The sequence below is a fragment of the Streptomyces sp. TLI_146 genome (genome assembly GCF_002846415.1).
Classification (GTDB): domain Bacteria; phylum Actinomycetota; class Actinomycetes; order Streptomycetales; family Streptomycetaceae; genus Streptomyces.
The window spans coordinates 4,414,315-4,433,544 of sequence record NZ_PJMX01000001.1 but is presented as its reverse complement, the minus strand read 5'-3'; the positions used below and the strand labels follow the sequence as shown (position 1 = coordinate 4,433,544).

The following is a 19,230-nucleotide window of genomic DNA, read 5'->3' as shown; positions in this document are numbered from 1 at the left end:
CTAAAGCGCCACGATCCACTCGCCGCGCCGCATCACGCCCTTGAGCGCGAACGCCTCGTCCAGGACCACCAGGTCCGCGTCCTTGCCCGGCTCCAGCGAGCCGACCTTGTCGTACACGCCGAGCAGCCGCGCCGGGTTGGCGCTGAGCGCGCGGACGGCGTCCTCGACGGGGAGGCCGTCGACGGTCACCGCGCGCCGCAACGCGCGGTCCAGGGTGAGGGTCGAGCCCGCGATGGAGCCGCCCTCGACGAGCCGGGCGACCCCCTCCTTGACCTCGACCTCCAGCGGGCCGAGGTGGTAGAGCCCGTCCCCGAACCCGGCCGCGTCCATGGCGTCCGTGATGAACGCGACCCGGTCGGCGCCCTTGTGGTGGAAGGCGAGTTCGAGGGAGGCGGGGTGCAGGTGCGTGCCGTCGTTGATCAGCTCGACGGTGATCCGCTCGTCCTCCAGGAGGGCGGCGATCGGGCCGGGCGCGCGGTGGCCGAGCGCGGGCATCGCGTTGTAGAGGTGGGTGGCGACGGTGGCGCCCGCGTCGATCGCCTCGACGGTCTGCTCGTACGTGGCGTCGGTGTGGCCGATGGCGGCGATCACGCCGTGCTCGGCGAGCAGCCGTACGGAGTCCAGGCCGCCGGGGAGCTCGGTGGCGAGCGTGAACATCTTGGCGGTGCCCCGGGCCGCGTCCATCAGCTTGCGGACCTCGGCCGGGTCCGGGTGGCGCAGCAGGTCCTCGCTGTGGGCGCCCTTGCGGCACGGCGAGATGAACGGGCCCTCGAAGTGGATGCCCGCCAGGTCGCCCTGCTCGACCAGCTCGGAGAGCAGCCCGGCCCGCTGGGCGAGGAAATCCATCTCGCCGGTGACGGTGGAGGCGACCATGGTGGTGGTGCCGTGCAGGCGGTGGGTGTGGACGCCCTTGAGGACGTCGTCGACCGTGCCGTTGGTGAAGGAGGCGCCGCCGCCGCCGTGCACGTGCATGTCGACGAAGCCGGGGACCACCCAGTGGCCGGTGAGGTCGACGCGCTCGGCGGCCTCGGGCGCGCTTCCGGCGATCTTCCCGCCCTCGACGATCACGCGTCCGTTCTCGACGACCCCGGTCGGCAGGACGACGCGGGCGCCGGAGAGGACCTTGCTGGTGGCCATCAGGCGGTTACCTCCGAGGAGTGGGTGGGACCGGCGTCGGTGCCGGACGAAGAGGAGCCGGACGAGGGGGCGGCGGTGTCGAGCAGGTCCCAGGCGAGCAGGCCCGCGCCCAGGCAGCCCGCCGTGTCGCCGAGGGCCGCCGGGACGATCGCGGGCAGCTTCTGGAACGTGACGCGCTCCTCGACGGCCGCCCGCAGCGGTACGAACAAGGTTTCCCCCGCTTCGGCGAGTCCGCCACCGATGATCAGGGTGCGGGGGTCGAGCAGGGTGAGCGCGGTGACCAGGCCGTCCGCGAGCGCGTCCACGGCGTTCCGCCACACGGCGCGCGCCGCCGGGTCGCCGGACTCGACGGCCTTGGCGCAGTCGGCCGCGTCCGCGTCCGGGTCGCCGCTGGCCTCGGCCCACGCCTGGGTGACGGCGGAGGCGGAGGCGAGGCGCTCCAGGCAGCCGCGCTGGCCGCAGCCGCAGGGGATGCCGCCGGGGCGCACCACGATGTGGCCGATCTCGCCCGCGTAGCCGTGGGCGCCCGGCTCGATGCGGCCGTCGATGCCGATGGCCCCGGCGATGCCGGTGCCGAGCGGGATGAACAGGAAGCGGTCGGCGCCCTTGCCCGCGCCGATCCGGCCCTCGGCGAGGCCGCCGGTGCGCACGTCGTGGCCGAGGGCGACGGGCACGCCGTCGAGCCGCTCGCTCAGCAGCCGCCGCATGGGGACGTCGCGCCAGCCCAGGTTGGCCGCGTAGACCGCGATGCCGTTCTCGGCGTCGACGATGCCGGGCACGGCGACGCCGGCCGCCACGGCGCTCTCGCCGAGGTGCTCCTCGCCGTACGTCCGCAGCTCGGCGGCGAAGTCGAGGATGCTCTCGACGACGGCCTCGGGGCCGCGCTCGCGGCCGGTGGGCCTGCGCGCCTCGTACAGCAGGCCGCCGTCCACCCCGATGAGGGCGGCTTTCATCCCGGTGCCGCCCACATCCAGGGCGATGACGTGTCTCACGGGGGACAGTCTCGCGCGTTCACCCATGAAAGGTCTAGTCCACTCACCGGGCGGCGGGTAAGCGTTTTCCCAAGTGCCGCCCGGAATACGGCCGTACGGGTGGGGCGGCGGCGGCAGAAGTTGCGGAAGTGATACCCAACTGGTGTAGACCTCAGCCCCGGCCGCAAGAGAAGATCGCAGCTCATGTAGACAGGACGTTGCGAACAGGACGTTCACGGGGGACCGACTGGCGAACAACGAGGGTGGGACAGAGCACGTGCAGCAGCGGCGCTTCATTGGTCTGACGGCGGCGGTCGCCGCACTCGGCATGGCGGCCGTGGGCCTGACCGGCTGCGGCAGCGACAGCGGCTCCGGCAGCGTCACCCTCAAGCTGGTCGCCGCCGACTACGACATCGCGGGCGGCAGCAGCACCAAGGCGTACTGGCACGACGTCGTCGCCGACTTCGAGAAGAAGAACCCCGGCGTCAAGGTCGACGTCTCCGTCTACTCGTGGGACGTCGTCGACGCCAAGGTCGCGGAGATGGTGAAGGCGGGCAAGGCCCCCGACATCGCGCAGATCGGCGCGTACTCCGACTACGCGGCGGCCGGCAAGCTCTACTCCGTCGACCAGGTGCTCTCCATCCCCGTCCAGGCGAACTTCCTGGCGCCGCTGGCGGACGCGGGCGAGATGAAGCGCGTCCAGTACGGCATCCCGTTCGTCGCCTCCACGCGCCTGCTGTTCTACAACCAGACGCTCTTCGACAAGGCGCACATCAAGCCGCCGCAGACATGGGCGCAGCTGGCGGCCGACGCCAAGGCGCTGAAGGCCAAGGGGGTCAAGACCCCGTTCGCGCTGCCGCTGGGCAGCGAGGAGGCCCAGGCCGAGACGATGATGTGGATGCTGAGCGGCGGCGGCTCGTACGTCAACCAGATCTCCGGGTACGACATCGACTCGCCCGAGAACATCAAGACCTTCAACTGGCTGAAGAAGAACCTGGTCGAGGAGGGCCTGACCGGCCCCGTCGCCCCGGCGAAGCTCAACCGCCAGGCGGCCTTCGACGCGTTCGCCAAGGGCGAGGTCGGCATGCTCAACGGCCACCCGTCGCTGATGGAGCAGGCCAAGAAGAAGGGCGTGAAGTACGGGATGGTCCCGCTGCCCGGCACCGAGGGCAAGGCCAAGGCGTCGATGGGCGTGGCCGACTGGATCATGGGCTTCAAGCAGAACGGCCACCGCGAGGAGATCGGGAAGTTCCTGGACTTCACGTTCAACGACCAGAACGTGCTGGCGTTCGCGGACAAGTACGCCCTGCTGCCCGCGACCCGTACGGCGTCGCAGGCGATGCAGAACAACGGCAAGCACCCGGAGCTCAAGGAGTTCCTGGCCGCGCTGTCGACGTCGGAGCTGCCGCCGGTCGGCAAGACGTCGTGGCCGAAGGTGAGCGAGACGATCAAGAAGCGGATCGGCGGGGCGGTGTCGCCGGAGGGGGACCCTCGGTCGGTGCTGGAGGGGATCGCGAAGGTGGCCACGGAGGCGGAGAACGCGGAGTAGTTCTGCCCGGGGTTTGTCTGCGGGCCGTCCCCGACTGGTCGCGCAGTTCCCCGCGCCCCTTGGATGCCGCTGCGCGGCAATCCCCTGGGCGCCCCGCAGGGGGGCGATACGTTGGGTTGTATGACTGACCACGACGAGGGCGGGCTGAGTGAGCGGGCTCGGGCCGTGTTGGCCATTGAGCGGCGGTCCTGGGCCGGGCCCGGGGCCAAGGAGCGGGCCGTACGGGAGCGGCTGGGGATCTCGCCGACGCACTACTACCAGCTCCTCAACGCCCTGCTCGACGACGAGCGGGCGCTGGCCCACGACCCGGTCACGGTGAACCGGCTGCGCCGGATACGCGAGGCCCAGCGCGAGCGCCGCGCATAACCGCCCTCCCCGCCATGGCTGTGATCCGCCCCGCGCCGCTAGGGTCGTGACATGGGCAGCCAACCGCACCCCCTGCCGACCCCTGCCACCTCCGCCGGACGCGAGGCGCTGGCCGCGATCCTGGCCGCGCCCGAGCGGGCCGTGATCGCCCTCGACTTCGACGGGACGCTCGCCGAGATCGTCCCCGACCCCGAGCAGGCGCGCGCCCACCCCGGCGCCGTCCCCGCCCTCGCCGCCCTCGCCCCGAAGGTCGCCTCGGTCGCGGTGATCACGGGGCGTCCGGCGGGTGTGGCCGTACGGTACGGGGGGTTCGCGGGCGTTCCCGGCCTGGAGCACCTGGTGGTGCTCGGCCACTACGGCGCCGAGCGCTGGGACGCGGTGACCGGGACGGTCCACGCGCCCGCGCCGCACCCCGGGGTCACGGCCGCCCGGGCCGAGCTGCCGGGTGTCCTGGACGCGCACGGGGCCTGGCGGGGCACCTGGATCGAGGAGAAGGGGCAGGCCGTCGCGGTCCATACGCGGCGGGCCACGGACCCCTCGGCCGCGTACGCCGCGCTGCGCGACCCGCTCGCCGCCCTCGCCACCCGCCACGGCCTCATCCTTGAGCCCGGCCGTATGGTCCTGGAGCTGCGCCCGCCCGGGATGGACAAGGGGGTGGCGCTGGCGGAGTACCTGCGGGAGGTGGGGGCGGGGTCCGTGCTGTACGCCGGTGACGACCTCGGCGATCTGCCCGCGTTCGGTGCGGTGGAGAAGCTTCGTTCGGACGGGGTGCCGGGGCTGCTGGTGTGCAGCGGGTCTTCGGAGGTGCCGGAGGTGTCGGAGCGGGCGGATGTGCGGGTCCCGGGCCCGGTGGGAGTGGTGTCGCTCCTGTCGGCCTTGGCGGCCTGCCTTTAGAGCCCCCACCCCACCCCTTCCCGAAACTCTCCGAGGGACCCGTTCGTCTGCGGACCGTGGGTGGCTGGTCGCGCAGTTCCCCGCGCCCCTGACTACCCAGGGGCGCGGGGAACTGCGCGAGCAACCCAGCACGGTCCGCAGACGAACGACACCCGCCGGAGGCTTTCGGGAAGGGGCGGGGTGGGGGAATCAACCACCCGACCGCAGCGCCTCCAACTGCTCCAAGAACCACCGCTGCGGCGGCAACGCAGTCGCCGCAGCGGCAAGCCGCTTGGAGCGCGCCCCCCGCTCCTCCGGCGCCATCGACAGCGCCTCGTGCAACGCGGACGCCGTCCCGGACACGTCATACGGGTTCACCACCACCGCATCCGCCCCCAGCTCCTCCCACGCCCCCGCCTCCCGCGACAGGACCAGGGCGCACCCCTCGTCCGAGACGACCGGGACCTCCTTGGCCACCAGGTTCATGCCGTCCCGGATGGGGTTCACCAGGGCCACGTCCGCCAGCCGGTACGCCGCGAGCGACCGTGCGAAGTCGTCCTTGACGTGGAGGACGACCGGGGTCCAGTCATCGGTCCCGTACGCCGAGTTGATCGCGTCGGCCACCCGCGCCACCTCCGCCGTGTACTCCCGGTACACCGCCAGGTCCTGCCGCGAGGGGTACGCGAAGGCCACGTGCACCACCCGCTCGCGCCACTCGGGCCGCTCGTCGAGCAGCTGCCGGTATGCCAGCAGCCCCCGCACGATGTTCTTCGACAGCTCCGTGCGGTCGACCCGCACGATCGTCCGGCGGCCCGCGCCGATCTCCTCCCGCAGCGCGGCCATCCGCTCCTCGACGTCCGGCTCGTGCGAGCGGCGGCGCAGGAACTCCGCGTCCGCGCCGAGCCCGTGCACCCCGATCCGGGTGTCGCCGGTCCCGCCCAGCACGTCCGTGCAGCAGCGCGTGAACGCGTCCGCCCAGCGGTGTGTCAGGAAGCCGAGGCGGTCCGCGCCGAGCATCCCCCGCAGCAACTGCTCCGCCACGTCGTCCGGGAGCATCCGGAAGTACTCCGGCGGCGCCCACGGCGTGTGCGAGAAGTGGCCGATCCGCAGGTCGGGGCGGAGCTCGCGGAGCAGGCCCGGCACCAGCGCCAGGTGGTAGTCCTGGACCACCACCGAGGCCCCGTCCGCCGCCTCCTGCGCCAGCGCCTGCGCGAAGGCGCGGTTGTACGTCTCGTACGCGCCCCACTGGCGCCGGAACTCCGCGTCGAAGACCGGCTCCAGCGGCGTCTGGTACAGCATGTGGTGAACGAACCACAGCACCGAGTTGGCGATGCCGTTGTACGCGTCCGCGTGCGTCCCCGCGTCGATGTCGAGCATCCGCACGCCCGGCTCGCCCACCCCGCGCCGCACGGCCTCCCGGTCGCCGTCGCCGAGCGCCGAGCAGACCCAGAGGGCGTTCGCCTCGGAGCCGATGGCCGACAGGCCGGAGACCAGGCCGCCGCCACCGCGCCGGGAGGTCAGCGTCCCGTCGGCGCCGAGGGCGTACGAGACGGGGCCGCGGTTGGAGGCGACGAGAACCTGGGCAGCGCGCGCGGAGACCATGGACACGAACCTAGCCCGTAGCGGAATGCCTCAAACGTGCGAACAGCGGCACGGACCCCGGATCGTCACGCCCCCTTACGCCGCCCGATGCACCGCGTACTCCCCGATGTCCCGCATCGGCGGCCGCTCCTCGGTGTCCACCGCGTAGGTCCGCGGAACGAATCCGTCCGCGCCGCGCTCGAACTGCGTCAGCGTCGGGCGCACCAAGTGGGCGCGGGAGAGCCGGAGTTGGGCCGTGCGGTAGATCGCCGCCGCCATCCGGCCGAGGGCCTGGCCATCCTGATGGCGGTGTTTGCGTACGCCCACGTCGACCTGGGCCAGCGCGTCCAGGCCCACCGTGTGCAGTGCGTCGACGAGCAGGCCCAGCTCCACTCCGTAACCGACGGGGAACGGCAGCCGCTCCAGGAGCGAGCGGCGGGCCGCGTACTCGCCGCCCAGCGGCTGGACGAACCCGGCCAGCCGCGGCCAGTGCAGATTGAGCAGGGGGCGGGCCACCAGTTCGGTGACCCGGCCGCCCTGACCTGGGGAGTCGCCGAACGGGCGGTCGTACATCGCCTTGACGAAGTCCACGTCCGGGTCGGTCAGGAGCGGCCCGACGATCCCGGAGACGAAGGCGGGGTCGAAGTCCCGCAGGTCCGCGTCGATGAAGCAGACGATGTCACCCGTGGTGACCAGCAGGGAGCGCCACAGGACCTCGCCCTTGCCGGGCAGGGCCGGGATCCGGGGCAGGATCGCGTCCCGGTGCACCACCCGGGCGCCCGCGGCCGCCGCGACCTCGGCCGTACGGTCGGTGGAGCCGGAGTCGACCACCACCAGCTCGTCCACCAGCGGCACCGCGGCGGTCATCAGCTCGCGCCGGATCGCGGCGACGATGTGGCCCACCGTGGCCTCCTCGTCGAGCGCCGGCAGCACGACGCTGACCGTGGTGGCGCCGCGGCGCTTGGCGGCCAGGATCACGTCCAGCGGGCGGTCGGCCGCCGACCAGGAACGCCTGCTCAGCCAGCGCTCCACCTCTTCCAACACGGGCCGGAGCCTCCTCTGTGATCCATCTCGCGGTTCGGACGACTATCTCAACCGTCCGGGCCTTCGGTTACAGTCTTGAACAACGCGGATGACCGTCGCATGTCGGGGTCGTCGCGCGAACAAATGCCTGGGTCCTGGACCCAGTGCCACAGCGCTCATCCAGAGGGACTGAGGGAACGGCCCGTTGAAGTCCCGGCAACCCTCCTGCCGACCGCGAGGTCACGGTGGGGAAGGTGCCAATTCCGTCTCATGGCGAAATGCGCCATGGGGAAGATGAGGAGAAAGGGCCTCGCCATCATGGCTGTGCACACCATCGACGACACTGCCAATGCCGCCACCACCGTGAACCTCGGTCCCGCCGTCGCGCTTTCCTGCCGGGAATGCGGCGAGCGGTTCGACCTCGGCCCGATCTTCGCCTGCGCCCTGTGTTTCGGGCCGCTCGAAGTCGCGTACGACCTTCCGACGGGTGACCCCGAGGCGCTGCGCAAGCGTATCGAGGCGGGCCCGGACAACATCTGGCGCTATGCGCCCCTGCTGCCTGTTCCGGCCAATGTGGCTGAAAAGCCCAACCTGAATCCGGGATTCACCAAGCTCGTCAAGGCCGACAATCTCGCCCGTGAGCTGGGCGTCACCGGTGGCCTCTACGTCAAGGACGACTCCGGCAACCCGACGCACTCCTTCAAGGACCGCGTCGTCGCGATCGCCGTCGAGGCCGCCCGCGCCTTCGGCTTCACCACGCTCTCCTGCTCCTCCACCGGCAACCTGGCGGGCGCGGTCGGCGCCGCCGCCGCCCGGGCCGGATTCCGCTCCTGTGTGTTCATCCCGCACGACCTGGAGCAGGGCAAGGTCGTCATGGCCGCGGTGTACGGCGGCGAGCTGGTCGGTATCGAGGGCAACTACGACGACGTCAACCGCTTCTGCTCGGAGCTCATCGGGGACCCGCTCGGCGAGGGCTGGGGCTTCGTGAACGTGAACCTGCGGCCGTACTACGGCGAGGGTTCGAAGACCCTCGCCTACGAGATCTGCGAGCAGCTCGGCTGGCGGCTGCCCGACCAGATCGTCATCCCCATCGCCTCCGGCTCGCAGCTCACGAAGATCGACAAGGGTCTCCAGGAGCTGATCAGGCTGGGGCTGGTCGAGGACAAGCCGTACAAGATCTTCGGAGCCCAGGCGGAGGGCTGCTCCCCGGTCTCCACCGCCTTCAAGGCGGGCCACGACGTCGTCCGGCCGCAGAAGCCGGACACCATCGCCAAGTCGCTGGCCATCGGCAACCCGGCGGACGGCCCGTACGTCCTGGACATCGCCCGGCGCACCGGCGGTGCGGTGGAGGACGTGAACGACGAGCAGGTCGTGGACGCGATCAAGCTGCTCGCCCGGACCGAGGGCATCTTCGCCGAGACGGCGGGCGGCGTGACGGTCGGCGTCACCCGGAAGCTCATCGAAAGCGGGCTGCTCGACCCGGCGCTCACTACTGTCGTCCTCAACACGGGGGACGGCCTCAAGACCCTGGACGCCGTGGCCCCGACGACCGGCCCGACCGCGACGATCCGCCCGAGCCTGGACGCGTTCCGCGACGCGGGCCTCGCCCACTGACCCACCGGCCACGGAAAGGCAGAACCCCATGAGCGTCAACGTCCGCATCCCCACCATTCTCCGTACGTACACCGGCGGCAAGGCCGAAGTCGCGGCCGAGGGCGCCACCCTCGCCGAGGTCATCGCCGACCTGGAGAAGAACCACACCGGGATCGCCGCCCGGGTCCTGGACGACCAGGGCAAGCTGCGCCGGTTCGTCAACGTGTACGTGAACGACGACGACGTCCGCTTCGAGCAGGGCCTGGAGACGGCGACGCCGGACGGCGCGGGCGTCTCGATCATTCCCGCCGTCGCCGGCGGCTGCTGAGCAAAGGCGCCGAACACCGGCGCGCTGCACGCACAGTTACCTGAATTGCCCCCTCCGCAAGCTAAGCGGAGGGGGCAATTCAGTGTGGTTGAGCGCGGTACAGTGGGGAAGTCCCCTTCGTTGTGCGTGCCACGTGCATATGAGAACGCGACGAACCGGCGTCGAGAAGCAGTCAAAGTGTTCGAGCATATTGCTCCTTAAGTGCGCTTTGCCCGGCCCGACTTGCCCCGGAATGCTGAATTTCGCGGCATTCCGCTCTTCACCCCTGCCCGGAATTCTCGTCCGATTGACCTGTTGCAGAGGGCAGTTGGGCAGATACATTCAGCCGCGGTCGACGCGTTCCGGCGCACACCCTCTCCTGTCGGAGGGTGGAGGTCTGACCCGGGTCCGCGAAGTGCGGTCCCGTGCAAGGGCCAGTAATAGGGGAGTTAGGCATGGCTCAGGGCACCGTCAAGTGGTTCAACGCGGAGAAGGGGTACGGCTTCATCGCGGTCGACGGTGGTGCGGATGTTTTCGTCCACTACAGCGCGATCCAGATGGACGGCTACCGCACCCTTGAAGAAGGTCAGCGAGTCGAGTTCGAGATCTCGCAGGGCCAGAAGGGTCCGCAGGCGGACATGGTCAAGCTCGCCGTCTGATCTCGGCGCGATCGGCCACCGACGCATACAGGCCCGTGGGGCCCGCATCCTCTGTAAATGGATGCGGGCCCCACGTGTGTGTCCGGGGCCCGGGAAGCCCGCCCCGGAGGTGGCCGGGACCGGGCCGCGGGGGTGGGACGGCCTTGCACTCTCCTGGGTCGAGTGCTAATCATTGGCGTTAGCACTCTCCGAGTGAGAGTGACAGAACTTGGATCGGGTCAGTGAGGTCCGCAGACCGGGTGGGGCAAGGAACCACAAGGACTGCAGACCGTCCGTCGCGGGCACCGGCACGGTCCACGAAGAACGCCACCCCTGTCCGGGAGGACCACTTCACATGGCCAAGATCATCGCGTTCGACGAGGAGGCACGGCGCGGTCTCGAGCGCGGGATGAACCAGCTCGCCGACGCCGTCAAGGTCACCCTTGGCCCCAAGGGCCGCAACGTCGTCCTCGAGAAGAAGTGGGGCGCCCCCACGATCACCAACGATGGTGTTTCCATCGCCAAGGAGATCGAGCTCGAGGACCCGTACGAGAAGATCGGCGCCGAGCTGGTCAAGGAAGTCGCCAAGAAGACGGACGACGTCGCCGGTGACGGTACGACCACCGCGACCGTGCTCGCCCAGGCGCTGGTGCGCGAGGGCCTGCGCAACGTCGCCGCCGGCGCCAACCCGATGGCTCTGAAGCGCGGCATCGAGAAGGCCGTCGAGGCCGTCTCCGGTGCGCTCCTGGAGCAGGCGAAGGATGTCGAGACCAAGGAGCAGATCGCTTCGACGGCCTCCATCTCCGCCGCCGACACCCAGATCGGCGAGCTCATCGCCGAGGCGATGGACAAGGTCGGCAAGGAAGGCGTCATCACGGTCGAGGAGTCCCAGACCTTCGGTCTGGAGCTCGAGCTCACCGAGGGCATGCGCTTCGACAAGGGCTACATCTCGGCGTACTTCGCGACCGACATGGAGCGCATGGAAGCCGCGCTCGACGACCCGTACATCCTGATCGTCAACTCGAAGATCGGCTCGGTCAAGGACCTGCTGCCGCTCCTCGAGAAGGTCATGCAGTCGGGCAAGCCGCTCCTGATCATCGCCGAGGACGTCGAGGGCGAGGCCCTGTCGACCCTGGTCGTGAACAAGATCCGCGGCACCTTCAAGTCCGTCGCCGTCAAGGCCCCGGGCTTCGGCGACCGCCGCAAGGCGATGCTGAACGACATCGCCATCCTCACCGGCGGCACGGTCATCTCCGAGGAGGTCGGCCTCAAGCTGGAGAACGCGGGTCTCGACCTGCTGGGCCGCGCCCGCAAGGTCGTCATCACCAAGGACGAGACCACGATCGTCGACGGTGCCGGTGACAGCGAGCAGGTCGCCGGTCGCGTCAACCAGATCCGTGCCGAGATCGAGAACTCGGACTCGGACTACGACCGCGAGAAGCTCCAGGAGCGCCTGGCGAAGCTGGCCGGCGGCGTGGCCGTCATCAAGGCCGGCGCCGCCACCGAGGTGGAGCTCAAGGAGCGCAAGCACCGCATCGAGGACGCCGTTCGCAACGCGAAGGCGGCCGTCGAGGAGGGCATCGTCGCCGGTGGTGGCGTGGCCCTGCTCCAGGCCTCCTCGGTCTTCGAGAAGCTGGACCTGTCGGGTGACGAGGCGACCGGCGCCAACGCCGTGAAGCTCGCCCTGGAGGCCCCGCTGAAGCAGATCGCCGTCAACGGTGGTCTCGAGGGTGGCGTCGTCGTCGAGAAGGTGCGCAACCTGGCCGTCGGCCACGGTCTGAACGCCGCGACCGGCGAGTACGTCGACATGATCGCCGAGGGCATCATCGACCCGGCGAAGGTCACGCGCTCCGCGCTGCAGAACGCCGCGTCGATCGCCGCGCTGTTCCTCACCACCGAGGCCGTCATCGCCGACAAGCCGGAGAAGGCCGCCGCGGCCGCTCCGGGCGGCATGCCGGGCGGTGACATGGACTTCTGATCCCCTCCGGGATCAGCGGTTCCAGCACGCTGTACGCCGAGGGCGGCACTCCTGTTCGCAGGGGTGCCGCCCTTCGGCGTGCTCAGGCTCTCCTCGGCAGGCGCCGTCCGTGACCCGGGCCCCGATGACCGCCTGGCCGTCGCCGAACGGGCTGACGGTGAGGTGCATGCAGAACGCCGCGTCCGTACCGGCGCCGGTGATGTCGTACGCCGCCGGGTCCTTGCCGTGGCTGCGCAGCACGAGCGGGTCGACGAACCACTGGGCCGCGCCGGTGTTCTTCATGGCGTCCTCGATGGTTTGCGCGTAGTCGCCGCCGGAGAACGCCAGGGACGGGTCGATGTTGCGCTGGGTCGATCCGTCCAGGTCGCGGGCCGCCTGGTGGGCGGCGTCCCGCAGCTCGCCCTCGCTCCAGTCGCTCTGGTCGTTCACGACGAGGAAGGCGACGGCGACGAAGATCAGGGTGAGGAAGATGAGGGTGAGGCCGAGGGGATTGGCGGGGTTGTAGCGCCAGCGGCCTCCCCAGCCGACCCTGATGAAGACGGGCTCGGGTTCGCGGTCGGACGTGGTCATGACGAGATCGTAAGGCGGGCGCGGCGCCGGGGAGTTGGCGGCGCAGGAGAGTTGCCGGTTCTACGTCAACGCCGAGCGCAGCCGGCCGTTCGCCCGCTCCAGGCGGTGGGTCGCCGTCGCCGCGTCCACGTCCGCGAGGAGCATCAGGATCGCCGTCTTCACCTCGCCGTCGGCGGCCACCAGGGCCGCCTCGATGTCCTCGTCACCGGCGTCCGTCGCCAGCGCGACGATCCGCCGCGAGCGGGCGCGCAGCTTCTCGTTGGAGGCCCGTACGTCGACCATGAGGTTCCCGTACGTCTTGCCGAGCCGGATCATCGTGATCGTCGAGATCATGTTGAGGACGAGCTTCTGGGCGGTGCCGGACTTGAGCCGGGTGGAGCCGGTCAGCAGCTCCGGCCCGACCACGACCTCGATGCCGTGCTCGGCGGCGGCGGCCAGGGCGGACCCTTCGTTGCAGGCGAGCCCGATGGTCAACGCCCCGCGCGCACGGGCGTGTTCGACGGCGCCGACGGCGTAGGGGGTGCGGCCGGAGGCGGAGACGCCGACGACGGTGTCCAGGGAGCCGATTCCGATCCGGTCGAGATCACCGGCGGCCAGCTCCTTGGAGTCCTCGGCGCCTTCGACGGAGGTGGCAATGGCTGCCGGTCCGCCCGCGATCAGCCCGACGACCTGCGACGGGTCGGTGTTGAAGGTCGGCGGGCACTCGCTGGCGTCCAGGACGCCGAGCCGCCCGGCGGTGCCCGCGCCCGCGTACACCAGGCGCCCGCCCTGGGCCATCCGCTCGGCGGTGGCGTCGATGGCGGCGGCGATCCGCGGCAGTTGCGCGGCGACGGCGGCCGGGACGGTGGCGTCCTCGGCGTTCATGAGGCGGGCGATCTCGGCGGTCGGCAGCCGGTCGATGTCGGCGAGTTCGGGCCGGAACGCCTCGGTGGTCAGTGCGGCCAGCTGGGCGCGGAGTTCCCCGTACGTGGAAGTCATGGGAGCGCTGCTCTTTCCGTACGTGTGCGAGGCACCCGGGGTCAGCGGGTGCGCGGGCTGTGGCGGTGGGCGAGCGCCTCGTAGGAGGCGGCGAGCGCGGGGGCGGCCGTCTCGTACGTGCGCTGGGCGATACCGATGAACAGGCAGTCCACGACGAGGAGTTGGCTCGTCCGGGACGACATCGCGGCCGGGCGCAGCTCGCTCTCGCGGGCGGTGGAGGTGGTCAGTATGTGGTCGGCGTACTGGGATACGGGGCCGTCGGGGCGGCCGGTGACGGCGATGGTGGTGGCGCCCCGGTCGAAGGCGACGCGCAGCGGCTCGATGACGTCGCCGGTCGAGCCGGAGTGGGTGATGGCGACGGCGGCGTCGCCGGACCGCAGCTGGACGGCGTTGGTGACGGCGAGGTGCGGGTCGGTGTGGGCGTGCGCGATGAGCCCGATGCGCAGCAGCTTCTGGGCGAGGTCCTGGCCGACGAGCGAGGAGGCCCCCACACCGTAGATGTCCACCCGCCGGGCCTGGGCGAGGGCGGCGACGGCGGCGCCGAGCTGGACGGTGTCGAGGGCGGCGGCGGTGTCGGCGAGGGTCTGCTGCTCGTCGTAGGCGAGCTTGGCGACGACGTCGGCGATCGGGTCGTCCACGGCGATGTCGGCGGTGACGGCCGGGGCGCGCCCCGACTGCTGCTGGGCGGCGAGCCCGGCGAGCGCGAGGCGCAGATCGCGGTAGCCGGGGTAGCCGAGCAGCCGGGCGGTGCGCACGACGGTGGCCTCGCTGGTGCCGGTGAGCTCGGCGAGACCGGTGACGGTGAGGGCGGCGCACCCGGCGGGGTCCTGGGCGACGGCCTCGGCGACGCGCTGCATCGAGCGGGTCATGGAGGGGGCGAGGGTGCGGACCTTGGCGGCGAGGGCGGCGGGGGCCGGCGGGGCGCCGTCGCCGGTGAAAATTTCCTTCACGTCACGAGTCACCTTGGAAAGATATTTTCGCGGCCGGTTCGCGGTCAACCCTCTCGGGGTGAGGCGGGCGGGTGGGGCCGAAGGGGTGACAATGGCTGCATGGACGACGTCGACCCCCTGGAGCAGTCCCTGCATGCCGCACGCGCCCTGGTGCTGGCGGATCTGGCCGCGCGCGACGTGGCCCAGGCCGATGTGGTCTCGCTGGTCGAGGACGCGGTGACGCACCGCCGCTGGTGGGTGGAGCAGTGGCCGGACGGCGTGGAGTACGTCGCCGGTCTGGTCGCCCAGGACGTGCAGGACGCGCTCCTGGAGAAGTACGGCCGCTGGCCCATCTGCCCGGTGTGCGACGCCGGGGACCCGCACGCGCTGGACGTGGAGCCCGAGCTCGGCCCCGACCCGCACTGGGTGTGCGGCAAGGCGGGCGTGAGAGTGGCTCCCGTCGGCGGCCTGGGCGGCCCGGCCGCATGACGGTCTACATAGACCCCCCGACCTGGCCGGGCCACGGCCGCCTGTGGTCGCACCTGGTCAGCGACGTCTCGTACGAGGAGCTGCACGCGTTCGCGGCCGCCATCGGCTGCCCGCCGCGCGCCTTCGAACGCGACCACTACGACGTGCCGCAGGCGCGGTACGGGGACGCGGTGGCGGCCGGAGCGGTGGAGATCGGGTCCAAGGAGCTGGTGCGGCGCCTCACGGAGGCGGGGCTGCGGCGGCCGAAGGGGCGGCCGGCGTAGACCCGGGGTCAGTGGGGCAGTGAATCAGTGGGTCAGTGCGGGAAGACGGAGGTGTCCAGCGGCTTCCCGAACATCTCGGGGAGCTTGATCTCCGCGCCGAACGGGGTGCGTACGGTGCGGTTGTAGACACCGTCGACGGGGTCGGTGAACAGGGTGCTGGTGGGGCCGTGTTCGTCGAAGCGGTCGATGAGGAGGTAGGTGGGGACGGGGGCGTGGGCGTAGGCCCAGAGCTTCTTCGTCCGGTCGTCCTTGGCATTGCTCTTCGAGGTGATTTCGACGACCAGGAGGGCCTCGGCGGCGTCGACGGGGTCGTTGGTGTGGGGGTCGGCCGCCTCGATGACTGCCGTGGGCATGACCACCAAGTCCGGCATGTAGAGCTTGTCGAGCCGCGCGATGTGGATACCGAGGGTCTGGAAGATCTCCAGTTCCTCCGGCAGCGAGCGGTACAGCGCGCGCTGGACCTTCGCTGCGATGCCGTTGTGGTGCGGGTGCGGCGGCGGAACCATGCGGACCTGTCCTTCGTCGATCTCGGCGCGCCACCCCTCGGGCACGTCCAGCTCGCGCCACGCCGTCAGCAGGTCGTCCCACTGGCTGCGGCTCGGCGTCCGGTCGTTCTCGGCCATCGCGGCGGTCATCGCGACTCCCTCCTGTGGTGGCCCGACGGGGCGAATCTAGATCGACGGTTCAGCGGCGCGGGGCCGCTTCGTCCAGCGTCCCACGATCGGGTGAGCGGCGCAGTGACGACTCAGCCGGTGAGCAGCTCCAGTTCCGTTGTCAGGTTCTCGCGTGCCCGGGCCTCCCACTCCTTGCTGCCGTACGGGGTGCGGAACAGCCGGGGCAGGGCGAGGAGCTGGCGCAGGACCTGGGCGCGGCCGGTGCGGAAGGCCTCGTCGGGGACGAAGGCGTACTCCTCGCGGACGGCGGCGGCGTACGCGGCGTACTCCTCCGGGTCCCCGGCCAGCACCGCCAGGTCCGCGTCGCACAGGACCTCGCCGTTGGTGTCGCCCTCGGCGGGGTCGTGGGTGACGGTGAGGCGTACGAGCCGGGCGACCTCGGCCGTCGCCTCCTGGCTCAACCCGGCCTCGGGGAGCGCGCGTTCGGCCTGGGCGGCGCTGCGCTCCTCGTTCTCGGAGCGGTCCGGGCGGTAGACGGCGTCGTGGAACCAGGCGGCGAGGCGTACGAGTTCGGGGGCCTCGGCGTGGTCGGCGAGGGTGTCGATGTGGCGCAGTACGGCGGTGAGGTGGGGGGTGGTGTGGTACTTGCGGTGCGGCTCGGACCACTGGGTGAGCAGGCGCTCGGCGTAGGGGGTGGGGTCGGGGCCGGGCCCTCGGCGGGCGGCGGTGAGGGTTTCGCCCCATCGGGCGACGAGATCGACCATGGGGCCATTGTGGCCCCGGCCCCCGTTGCGGGGCCTGCGGCCCCTGCACCCCGCTGTGTTCGTCTGCGGACCGTGGACGGCTGGTCGCGCAGTTCCCCGCGCCCCTGAAATGCTCGGCTTCGCCCTCGCACTCACCATCGCCCGTACCCGCACCCCCTAGGGGCGCGGGGAACTGCGCGAGCAACCCACCACGGTCCGCAGACGAAGGCGGGTTTAGGGGCGCGGGGAACTGCGCGACCAGCCACGCACGGCCCGCAGACGACCACCGACCCAGGCGCGCGGGGAACTGCGCGAGCAACCCACCACCGGCCCGCAGACGAACCCCGGGCCAAAAAGGGGCGCGGGGAACTGCGCGACCAGCCCCCCGCCCGCCCGCGGACGAACCGCCCTCGGGGTAACCCGAAGGGGACTTCGGGGGCTGGCCCGATGGGCAGGGGCTGGGGCGGCTGGGAGAGTCGGGGGCATGATCGCGCCCTCTCGTCGAGTCGTTCTGTCCGCCGCCGCCCTCTCCGCCACCGCCCTCCTCACCGGCGCCGGCCCCACCGTCGCCGCCCCGCGCGCGCGGATGTCGTTGCCCGCGCCCACCGGCCCGTACGACGTCGGCACCGTCGGGGTGCGGCTCGTCGACCGGGGGCGGCGGGATCCGTGGGGCACCCGGGCGTACCGGGAGCTGATGGTGGGGGTGCGGTATCCGGCCCGGAGCGTGCGCGGGTACGAGAGCGCGCCGCAGATGACCCCGGCCGCGGCCCAGGCGTACGACCGGATGAACGGGCTCGTGGAGCCCGGCAGGGTCGACTGGGCGGCCACCCGCAGTCACGCGTACACCCACGCCCCCGTCGCCCGCCCCGCCCGCCCCGCCGGCTTCCCCGTCGTCCTGTACTCGCCCGGCGCCGGCGACCCCCGCACCCTCGGCACCACGCTCTGCGACGAGCTCGCCTCGCGCGGGTACGTCGTGGTGATGCTGGACCACACGTACGACGCCCAGGTCGTCGAGTTCCCCCGGCGCCGGCTCGAACGCACCGTGCTGCCCCGCGAGTTCACCCGGGCCAAGGACGCGGGGCCCGAGCACGTCGTCGCGCTCCTGAAGAGGGTCGTGGACGTACGGGTGGCCGACACCCGGTTCGTCCTCGACCAGCTGTGTCAGCTGCCCGGTCCGCTCGGGCGGCTCCTCGACCTCGGGGCCGTCGGGATGTTCGGGCAGTCCGCGGGCGGTTTCACCGCCGCGCAGACCATGCACGACGACCGCCGGATCAGGGCCGCGCTGAACATGGACGGGGTGATGGGCTACACCGAGCGCGACGACGACCCGGCGAACCCGTCCCCCGTCGGCACCGACGGCGTCGACCGGCCGCTCCTCCTCATGGGCATGGACGGCGACGACCACCACACCGTCGCCTCCTGGGGCGCCGTCTGGGAGCACAGCACCGGCTGGCGCCGGGATCTGACCCTCACCGGGACCGCCCACGCCTCGTTCACCGACCTTCAGTCCCAAGTGCCGCAGATCGCCCGCCAGTTGGGGCTGCCGGATGACTTCGTGGCCAAGAGCGTGGGCCGCGTCGACCCCGTACGGTCCGTCGCCGCCCAGAAGGCGTACGTCTGCGCCTTCTTCGACCGGTGGCTGCGCGGCCGCGACGACGCCGGGCTGCTGGAGCGGCCCTCGGCGCGGTGGCCGGAGGTGCGGTTCGTGGAGTGAGCCGCCTTGCCCGCTGTCCTCGTACCCCTAGGTCATGCGGCTCGGCACGTCGGCGCGTAGGCTTGTTATTGGACTAGACCTGTCGACCTGTAGGACAGCCGAGGAATTGGGGTCAGATGAGCAACCGTGCACTGCTTGAGGTGATCGCTCTCGACGTGGACGACGCGGTCGCGGCGCAGGCCGGCGGGGCGGACCGTCTGGAGCTGGTCACCGACATCGCGGCCGACGGCCTGACCCCGTCCCGGGAGGCCTTCGCGGCGATCCGCGCCGCCGTGGACATCCCGCTGCGCGTGATGCTCCGCTCGGCGGACGGCTTCGCGGCGGGCGACGTGGACGCGCTGGTACGGGACGCGCGGGCGCTGCGGGCCGAGGGTGCGGACGAGTTCGTGCTCGGGTTCCTCGACGAGACCGGGTCGCCGGACATGGCGGCGGTACGGGCGCTGGTGGCGGAGCTCGACGGGTGCCGGTGGACCTTCCACCGGGCGATCGACCGGGCCGCCGACCGCGACGCCCTGCGCAAGGAGCTCACGGGCCTGGCGGGGCTCGACACGTATCTGACGGCGGGTGCGGCGGGGGGCGTCGACGACGGGCTGTCGACGCTGGTCGCCGAGGCGGCGCGTGCGGGTGAGCCCGGGTACGAGCCGCGGATCCTGGTGGGCGGCGGGCTGCGCCTCGACCACCTGCCGGCGCTGCTCGGCGCCGGGATCGACGCGGTGCACATCGGGGGAGCGTCGCGGCCCGGCGGCTGGGACGGGCCGGTGGCGGCGGAAGCGGTCGCGGAGTGGCGCGGGGCGCTGGACGCGTAGCGGGGGCTTCCCGGGGGGCCCCGTTCCTGGGGCCCCGCCTCCGGGGCCGTCGGCTCCGGGCTCACTGGCCCCCGGGCCCCCGCCTCCGGGCCCACCCCCTCCCGGGCT

General features: G+C 71.6%; 20 protein-coding genes and 1 riboswitch. Of the genes, 11 read left to right on the top strand and 9 right to left on the bottom strand.

The features are described 5' to 3' along the window. Positions 1–1,137: an N-acetylglucosamine-6-phosphate deacetylase gene (nagA, locus tag BX283_RS19815; protein WP_101388901.1), complete on the bottom strand. Its 1,137-nt coding sequence runs from the start codon at positions 1,135–1,137 to the stop codon at positions 1–3. Further along, a complete protein-coding gene (locus BX283_RS19810) occupies positions 1,137–2,129 on the bottom strand; it encodes an ROK family protein (protein WP_180357201.1) in 993 nt (330 codons plus the stop codon). Before BX283_RS19810 ends, nagA begins: the two co-directional genes overlap by 1 nt. 307 nt (positions 2,130–2,436) lie before the next feature. Between BX283_RS19810 and BX283_RS19805 the strand changes: the two genes are divergently transcribed. The 3 genes from BX283_RS19805 (at position 2,437) to otsB (ending at position 4,917) form a co-directional block, all read left to right on the top strand. Then, entirely contained in the window at positions 2,437–3,657 is a 1,221-nt protein-coding gene (locus BX283_RS19805; RefSeq protein WP_101392467.1) for an extracellular solute-binding protein, read from the top strand. Positions 3,658–3,777: 120 nt separating this feature from the next. After that, the gene (locus tag BX283_RS19800) at positions 3,778–4,023 is read left to right on the top strand and encodes a DUF3263 domain-containing protein (RefSeq protein WP_101388899.1); all 246 of its coding nucleotides are present in this window, start codon (positions 3,778–3,780) and stop codon (positions 4,021–4,023) included. Between the two features lie 51 nt (positions 4,024–4,074). Next, on the top strand, positions 4,075–4,917 hold the full coding sequence (otsB, locus tag BX283_RS19795; protein ID WP_101388898.1) for a trehalose-phosphatase: 843 nt from the start codon (positions 4,075–4,077) through the stop codon (positions 4,915–4,917). A gap of 189 nt (positions 4,918–5,106) precedes the next feature. Here the strand turns inward: otsB and BX283_RS19790 are convergent, their stop codons facing one another. Both BX283_RS19790 and BX283_RS19785 read right to left on the bottom strand, forming a co-directional pair. Further along, positions 5,107–6,498, bottom strand: a complete 1,392-nt coding sequence (locus BX283_RS19790) for a trehalose-6-phosphate synthase (RefSeq protein ID WP_101388897.1) — start codon at positions 6,496–6,498, stop codon at positions 5,107–5,109. Between the two features lie 75 nt (positions 6,499–6,573). Next, positions 6,574–7,521: a glucosyl-3-phosphoglycerate synthase gene (locus BX283_RS19785; protein ID WP_101388896.1), complete on the bottom strand. Its 948-nt coding sequence runs from the start codon at positions 7,519–7,521 to the stop codon at positions 6,574–6,576. 152 nt (positions 7,522–7,673) lie between these two features. Beyond that, a riboswitch (SAM riboswitch) is annotated at positions 7,674–7,801 on the top strand. Positions 7,802–7,818: 17 nt separating this feature from the next. Here BX283_RS19785 and thrC point away from each other — a divergent pair. From thrC to groL, 4 genes are all read left to right on the top strand, one after another. Then, complete coding sequence (thrC, locus tag BX283_RS19780; protein WP_101388895.1) at positions 7,819–9,114, top strand: threonine synthase; 1,296 nt, start codon at positions 7,819–7,821, stop codon at positions 9,112–9,114. A gap of 28 nt (positions 9,115–9,142) precedes the next feature. Continuing rightward, positions 9,143–9,421 carry a MoaD/ThiS family protein gene (locus BX283_RS19775; protein WP_101388894.1) on the top strand — a complete coding sequence of 93 codons (279 nt, stop codon included), beginning with the start codon at positions 9,143–9,145 and terminating at the stop codon, positions 9,419–9,421. Positions 9,422–9,855: 434 nt separating this feature from the next. After that, positions 9,856–10,059, top strand: a complete 204-nt coding sequence (locus tag BX283_RS19770; protein ID WP_005315736.1) for a cold-shock protein — start codon at positions 9,856–9,858, stop codon at positions 10,057–10,059. Positions 10,060–10,393: 334 nt separating this feature from the next. Next, positions 10,394–12,016: a chaperonin GroEL gene (gene groL / locus BX283_RS19765; protein ID WP_067162842.1), complete on the top strand. Its 1,623-nt coding sequence runs from the start codon at positions 10,394–10,396 to the stop codon at positions 12,014–12,016. A gap of 12 nt (positions 12,017–12,028) precedes the next feature. Here groL and BX283_RS19760 read toward each other — a convergent pair whose 3' ends face one another. Genes BX283_RS19760 through BX283_RS19750 form a run of 3 tightly spaced genes read right to left on the bottom strand, consistent with a single transcriptional unit; the run spans position 12,029 to position 14,526 of the window. Further along, entirely contained in the window at positions 12,029–12,586 is a 558-nt protein-coding gene (locus tag BX283_RS19760) for a hypothetical protein (protein ID WP_101388893.1), read from the bottom strand. Positions 12,587–12,646: 60 nt separating this feature from the next. After that, positions 12,647–13,564 (bottom strand): N-acetylmuramic acid 6-phosphate etherase, encoded by a 918-nt coding sequence (murQ, locus tag BX283_RS19755; protein ID WP_101388892.1) that lies wholly within the window; start codon positions 13,562–13,564, stop codon positions 12,647–12,649. Positions 13,565–13,605: 41 nt separating this feature from the next. Beyond that, the gene (locus BX283_RS19750) at positions 13,606–14,526 is read right to left on the bottom strand and encodes a MurR/RpiR family transcriptional regulator (RefSeq protein ID WP_101388891.1); all 921 of its coding nucleotides are present in this window, start codon (positions 14,524–14,526) and stop codon (positions 13,606–13,608) included. An 87-nt stretch (positions 14,527–14,613) separates the two neighbouring features. Here BX283_RS19750 and BX283_RS19745 point away from each other — a divergent pair, with 87 nt between their 5' ends. After that, positions 14,614–14,982 carry a hypothetical protein gene (locus BX283_RS19745; RefSeq protein ID WP_101388890.1) on the top strand — a complete coding sequence of 123 codons (369 nt, stop codon included), beginning with the start codon at positions 14,614–14,616 and terminating at the stop codon, positions 14,980–14,982. Next, positions 14,979–15,245 carry a DUF4031 domain-containing protein gene (locus BX283_RS19740; protein WP_101388889.1) on the top strand — a complete coding sequence of 89 codons (267 nt, stop codon included), beginning with the start codon at positions 14,979–14,981 and terminating at the stop codon, positions 15,243–15,245. Before BX283_RS19745 ends, BX283_RS19740 begins: the two co-directional genes overlap by 4 nt. Before the next feature lie 32 nt (positions 15,246–15,277). Here BX283_RS19740 and BX283_RS19735 read toward each other — a convergent pair whose 3' ends face one another. Together BX283_RS19735 and BX283_RS19730 are read right to left on the bottom strand one after the other, a co-directional pair. Next, positions 15,278–15,880, bottom strand: a complete 603-nt coding sequence (locus BX283_RS19735; protein WP_101388888.1) for a Uma2 family endonuclease — start codon at positions 15,878–15,880, stop codon at positions 15,278–15,280. Positions 15,881–15,990: 110 nt separating this feature from the next. Continuing rightward, positions 15,991–16,623 (bottom strand): hypothetical protein, encoded by a 633-nt coding sequence (locus BX283_RS19730; RefSeq protein ID WP_101388887.1) that lies wholly within the window; start codon positions 16,621–16,623, stop codon positions 15,991–15,993. A 463-nt stretch (positions 16,624–17,086) separates the two neighbouring features. Between BX283_RS19730 and BX283_RS19725 the strand changes: the two genes are divergently transcribed. Next, positions 17,087–18,316 carry a hydrolase gene (locus tag BX283_RS19725; RefSeq protein WP_101388886.1) on the top strand — a complete coding sequence of 410 codons (1,230 nt, stop codon included), beginning with the start codon at positions 17,087–17,089 and terminating at the stop codon, positions 18,314–18,316. Positions 18,317–18,432: 116 nt separating this feature from the next. Next, positions 18,433–19,122, top strand: coding sequence for a copper homeostasis protein CutC (locus tag BX283_RS19720; RefSeq protein WP_101388885.1), 690 nt, complete (start codon positions 18,433–18,435; stop codon positions 19,120–19,122). Positions 19,123–19,230: the final 108 nt, after the last annotated feature.

Bases quoted from the DNA above. Each gene is read 5' to 3' on its own strand.
- nagA (WP_101388901.1), bottom strand. From the start codon at position 1,137: ATGGCCACCAGCAAGGTCCTCTCCGGCGCCCGCGTCGTCCTGCCGACC.
- BX283_RS19805 (WP_101392467.1), top strand. From the start codon at position 2,437: ATGGCGGCCGTGGGCCTGACCGGCTGCGGCAGCGACAGCGGCTCCGGC.
- BX283_RS19800 (WP_101388899.1), top strand. From the start codon at position 3,778: ATGACTGACCACGACGAGGGCGGGCTGAGTGAGCGGGCTCGGGCCGTG.
- otsB (WP_101388898.1), top strand. From the start codon at position 4,075: ATGGGCAGCCAACCGCACCCCCTGCCGACCCCTGCCACCTCCGCCGGA.
- BX283_RS19790 (WP_101388897.1), bottom strand. From the start codon at position 6,498: ATGGTCTCCGCGCGCGCTGCCCAGGTTCTCGTCGCCTCCAACCGCGGC.
- thrC (WP_101388895.1), top strand. From the start codon at position 7,819: ATGGCTGTGCACACCATCGACGACACTGCCAATGCCGCCACCACCGTG.
- BX283_RS19775 (WP_101388894.1), top strand. From the start codon at position 9,143: ATGAGCGTCAACGTCCGCATCCCCACCATTCTCCGTACGTACACCGGC.
- BX283_RS19770 (WP_005315736.1), top strand. From the start codon at position 9,856: ATGGCTCAGGGCACCGTCAAGTGGTTCAACGCGGAGAAGGGGTACGGC.
- groL (WP_067162842.1), top strand. From the start codon at position 10,394: ATGGCCAAGATCATCGCGTTCGACGAGGAGGCACGGCGCGGTCTCGAG.
- BX283_RS19760 (WP_101388893.1), bottom strand. From the start codon at position 12,586: ATGACCACGTCCGACCGCGAACCCGAGCCCGTCTTCATCAGGGTCGGC.
- murQ (WP_101388892.1), bottom strand. From the start codon at position 13,564: ATGACTTCCACGTACGGGGAACTCCGCGCCCAGCTGGCCGCACTGACC.
- BX283_RS19745 (WP_101388890.1), top strand. From the start codon at position 14,614: ATGGACGACGTCGACCCCCTGGAGCAGTCCCTGCATGCCGCACGCGCC.
- BX283_RS19740 (WP_101388889.1), top strand. From the start codon at position 14,979: ATGACGGTCTACATAGACCCCCCGACCTGGCCGGGCCACGGCCGCCTG.
- BX283_RS19735 (WP_101388888.1), bottom strand. From the start codon at position 15,880: ATGACCGCCGCGATGGCCGAGAACGACCGGACGCCGAGCCGCAGCCAG.
- BX283_RS19730 (WP_101388887.1), bottom strand. From the start codon at position 16,623: ATGGTCGATCTCGTCGCCCGATGGGGCGAAACCCTCACCGCCGCCCGC.
- BX283_RS19725 (WP_101388886.1), top strand. From the start codon at position 17,087: ATGATCGCGCCCTCTCGTCGAGTCGTTCTGTCCGCCGCCGCCCTCTCC.
- BX283_RS19720 (WP_101388885.1), top strand. From the start codon at position 18,433: ATGAGCAACCGTGCACTGCTTGAGGTGATCGCTCTCGACGTGGACGAC.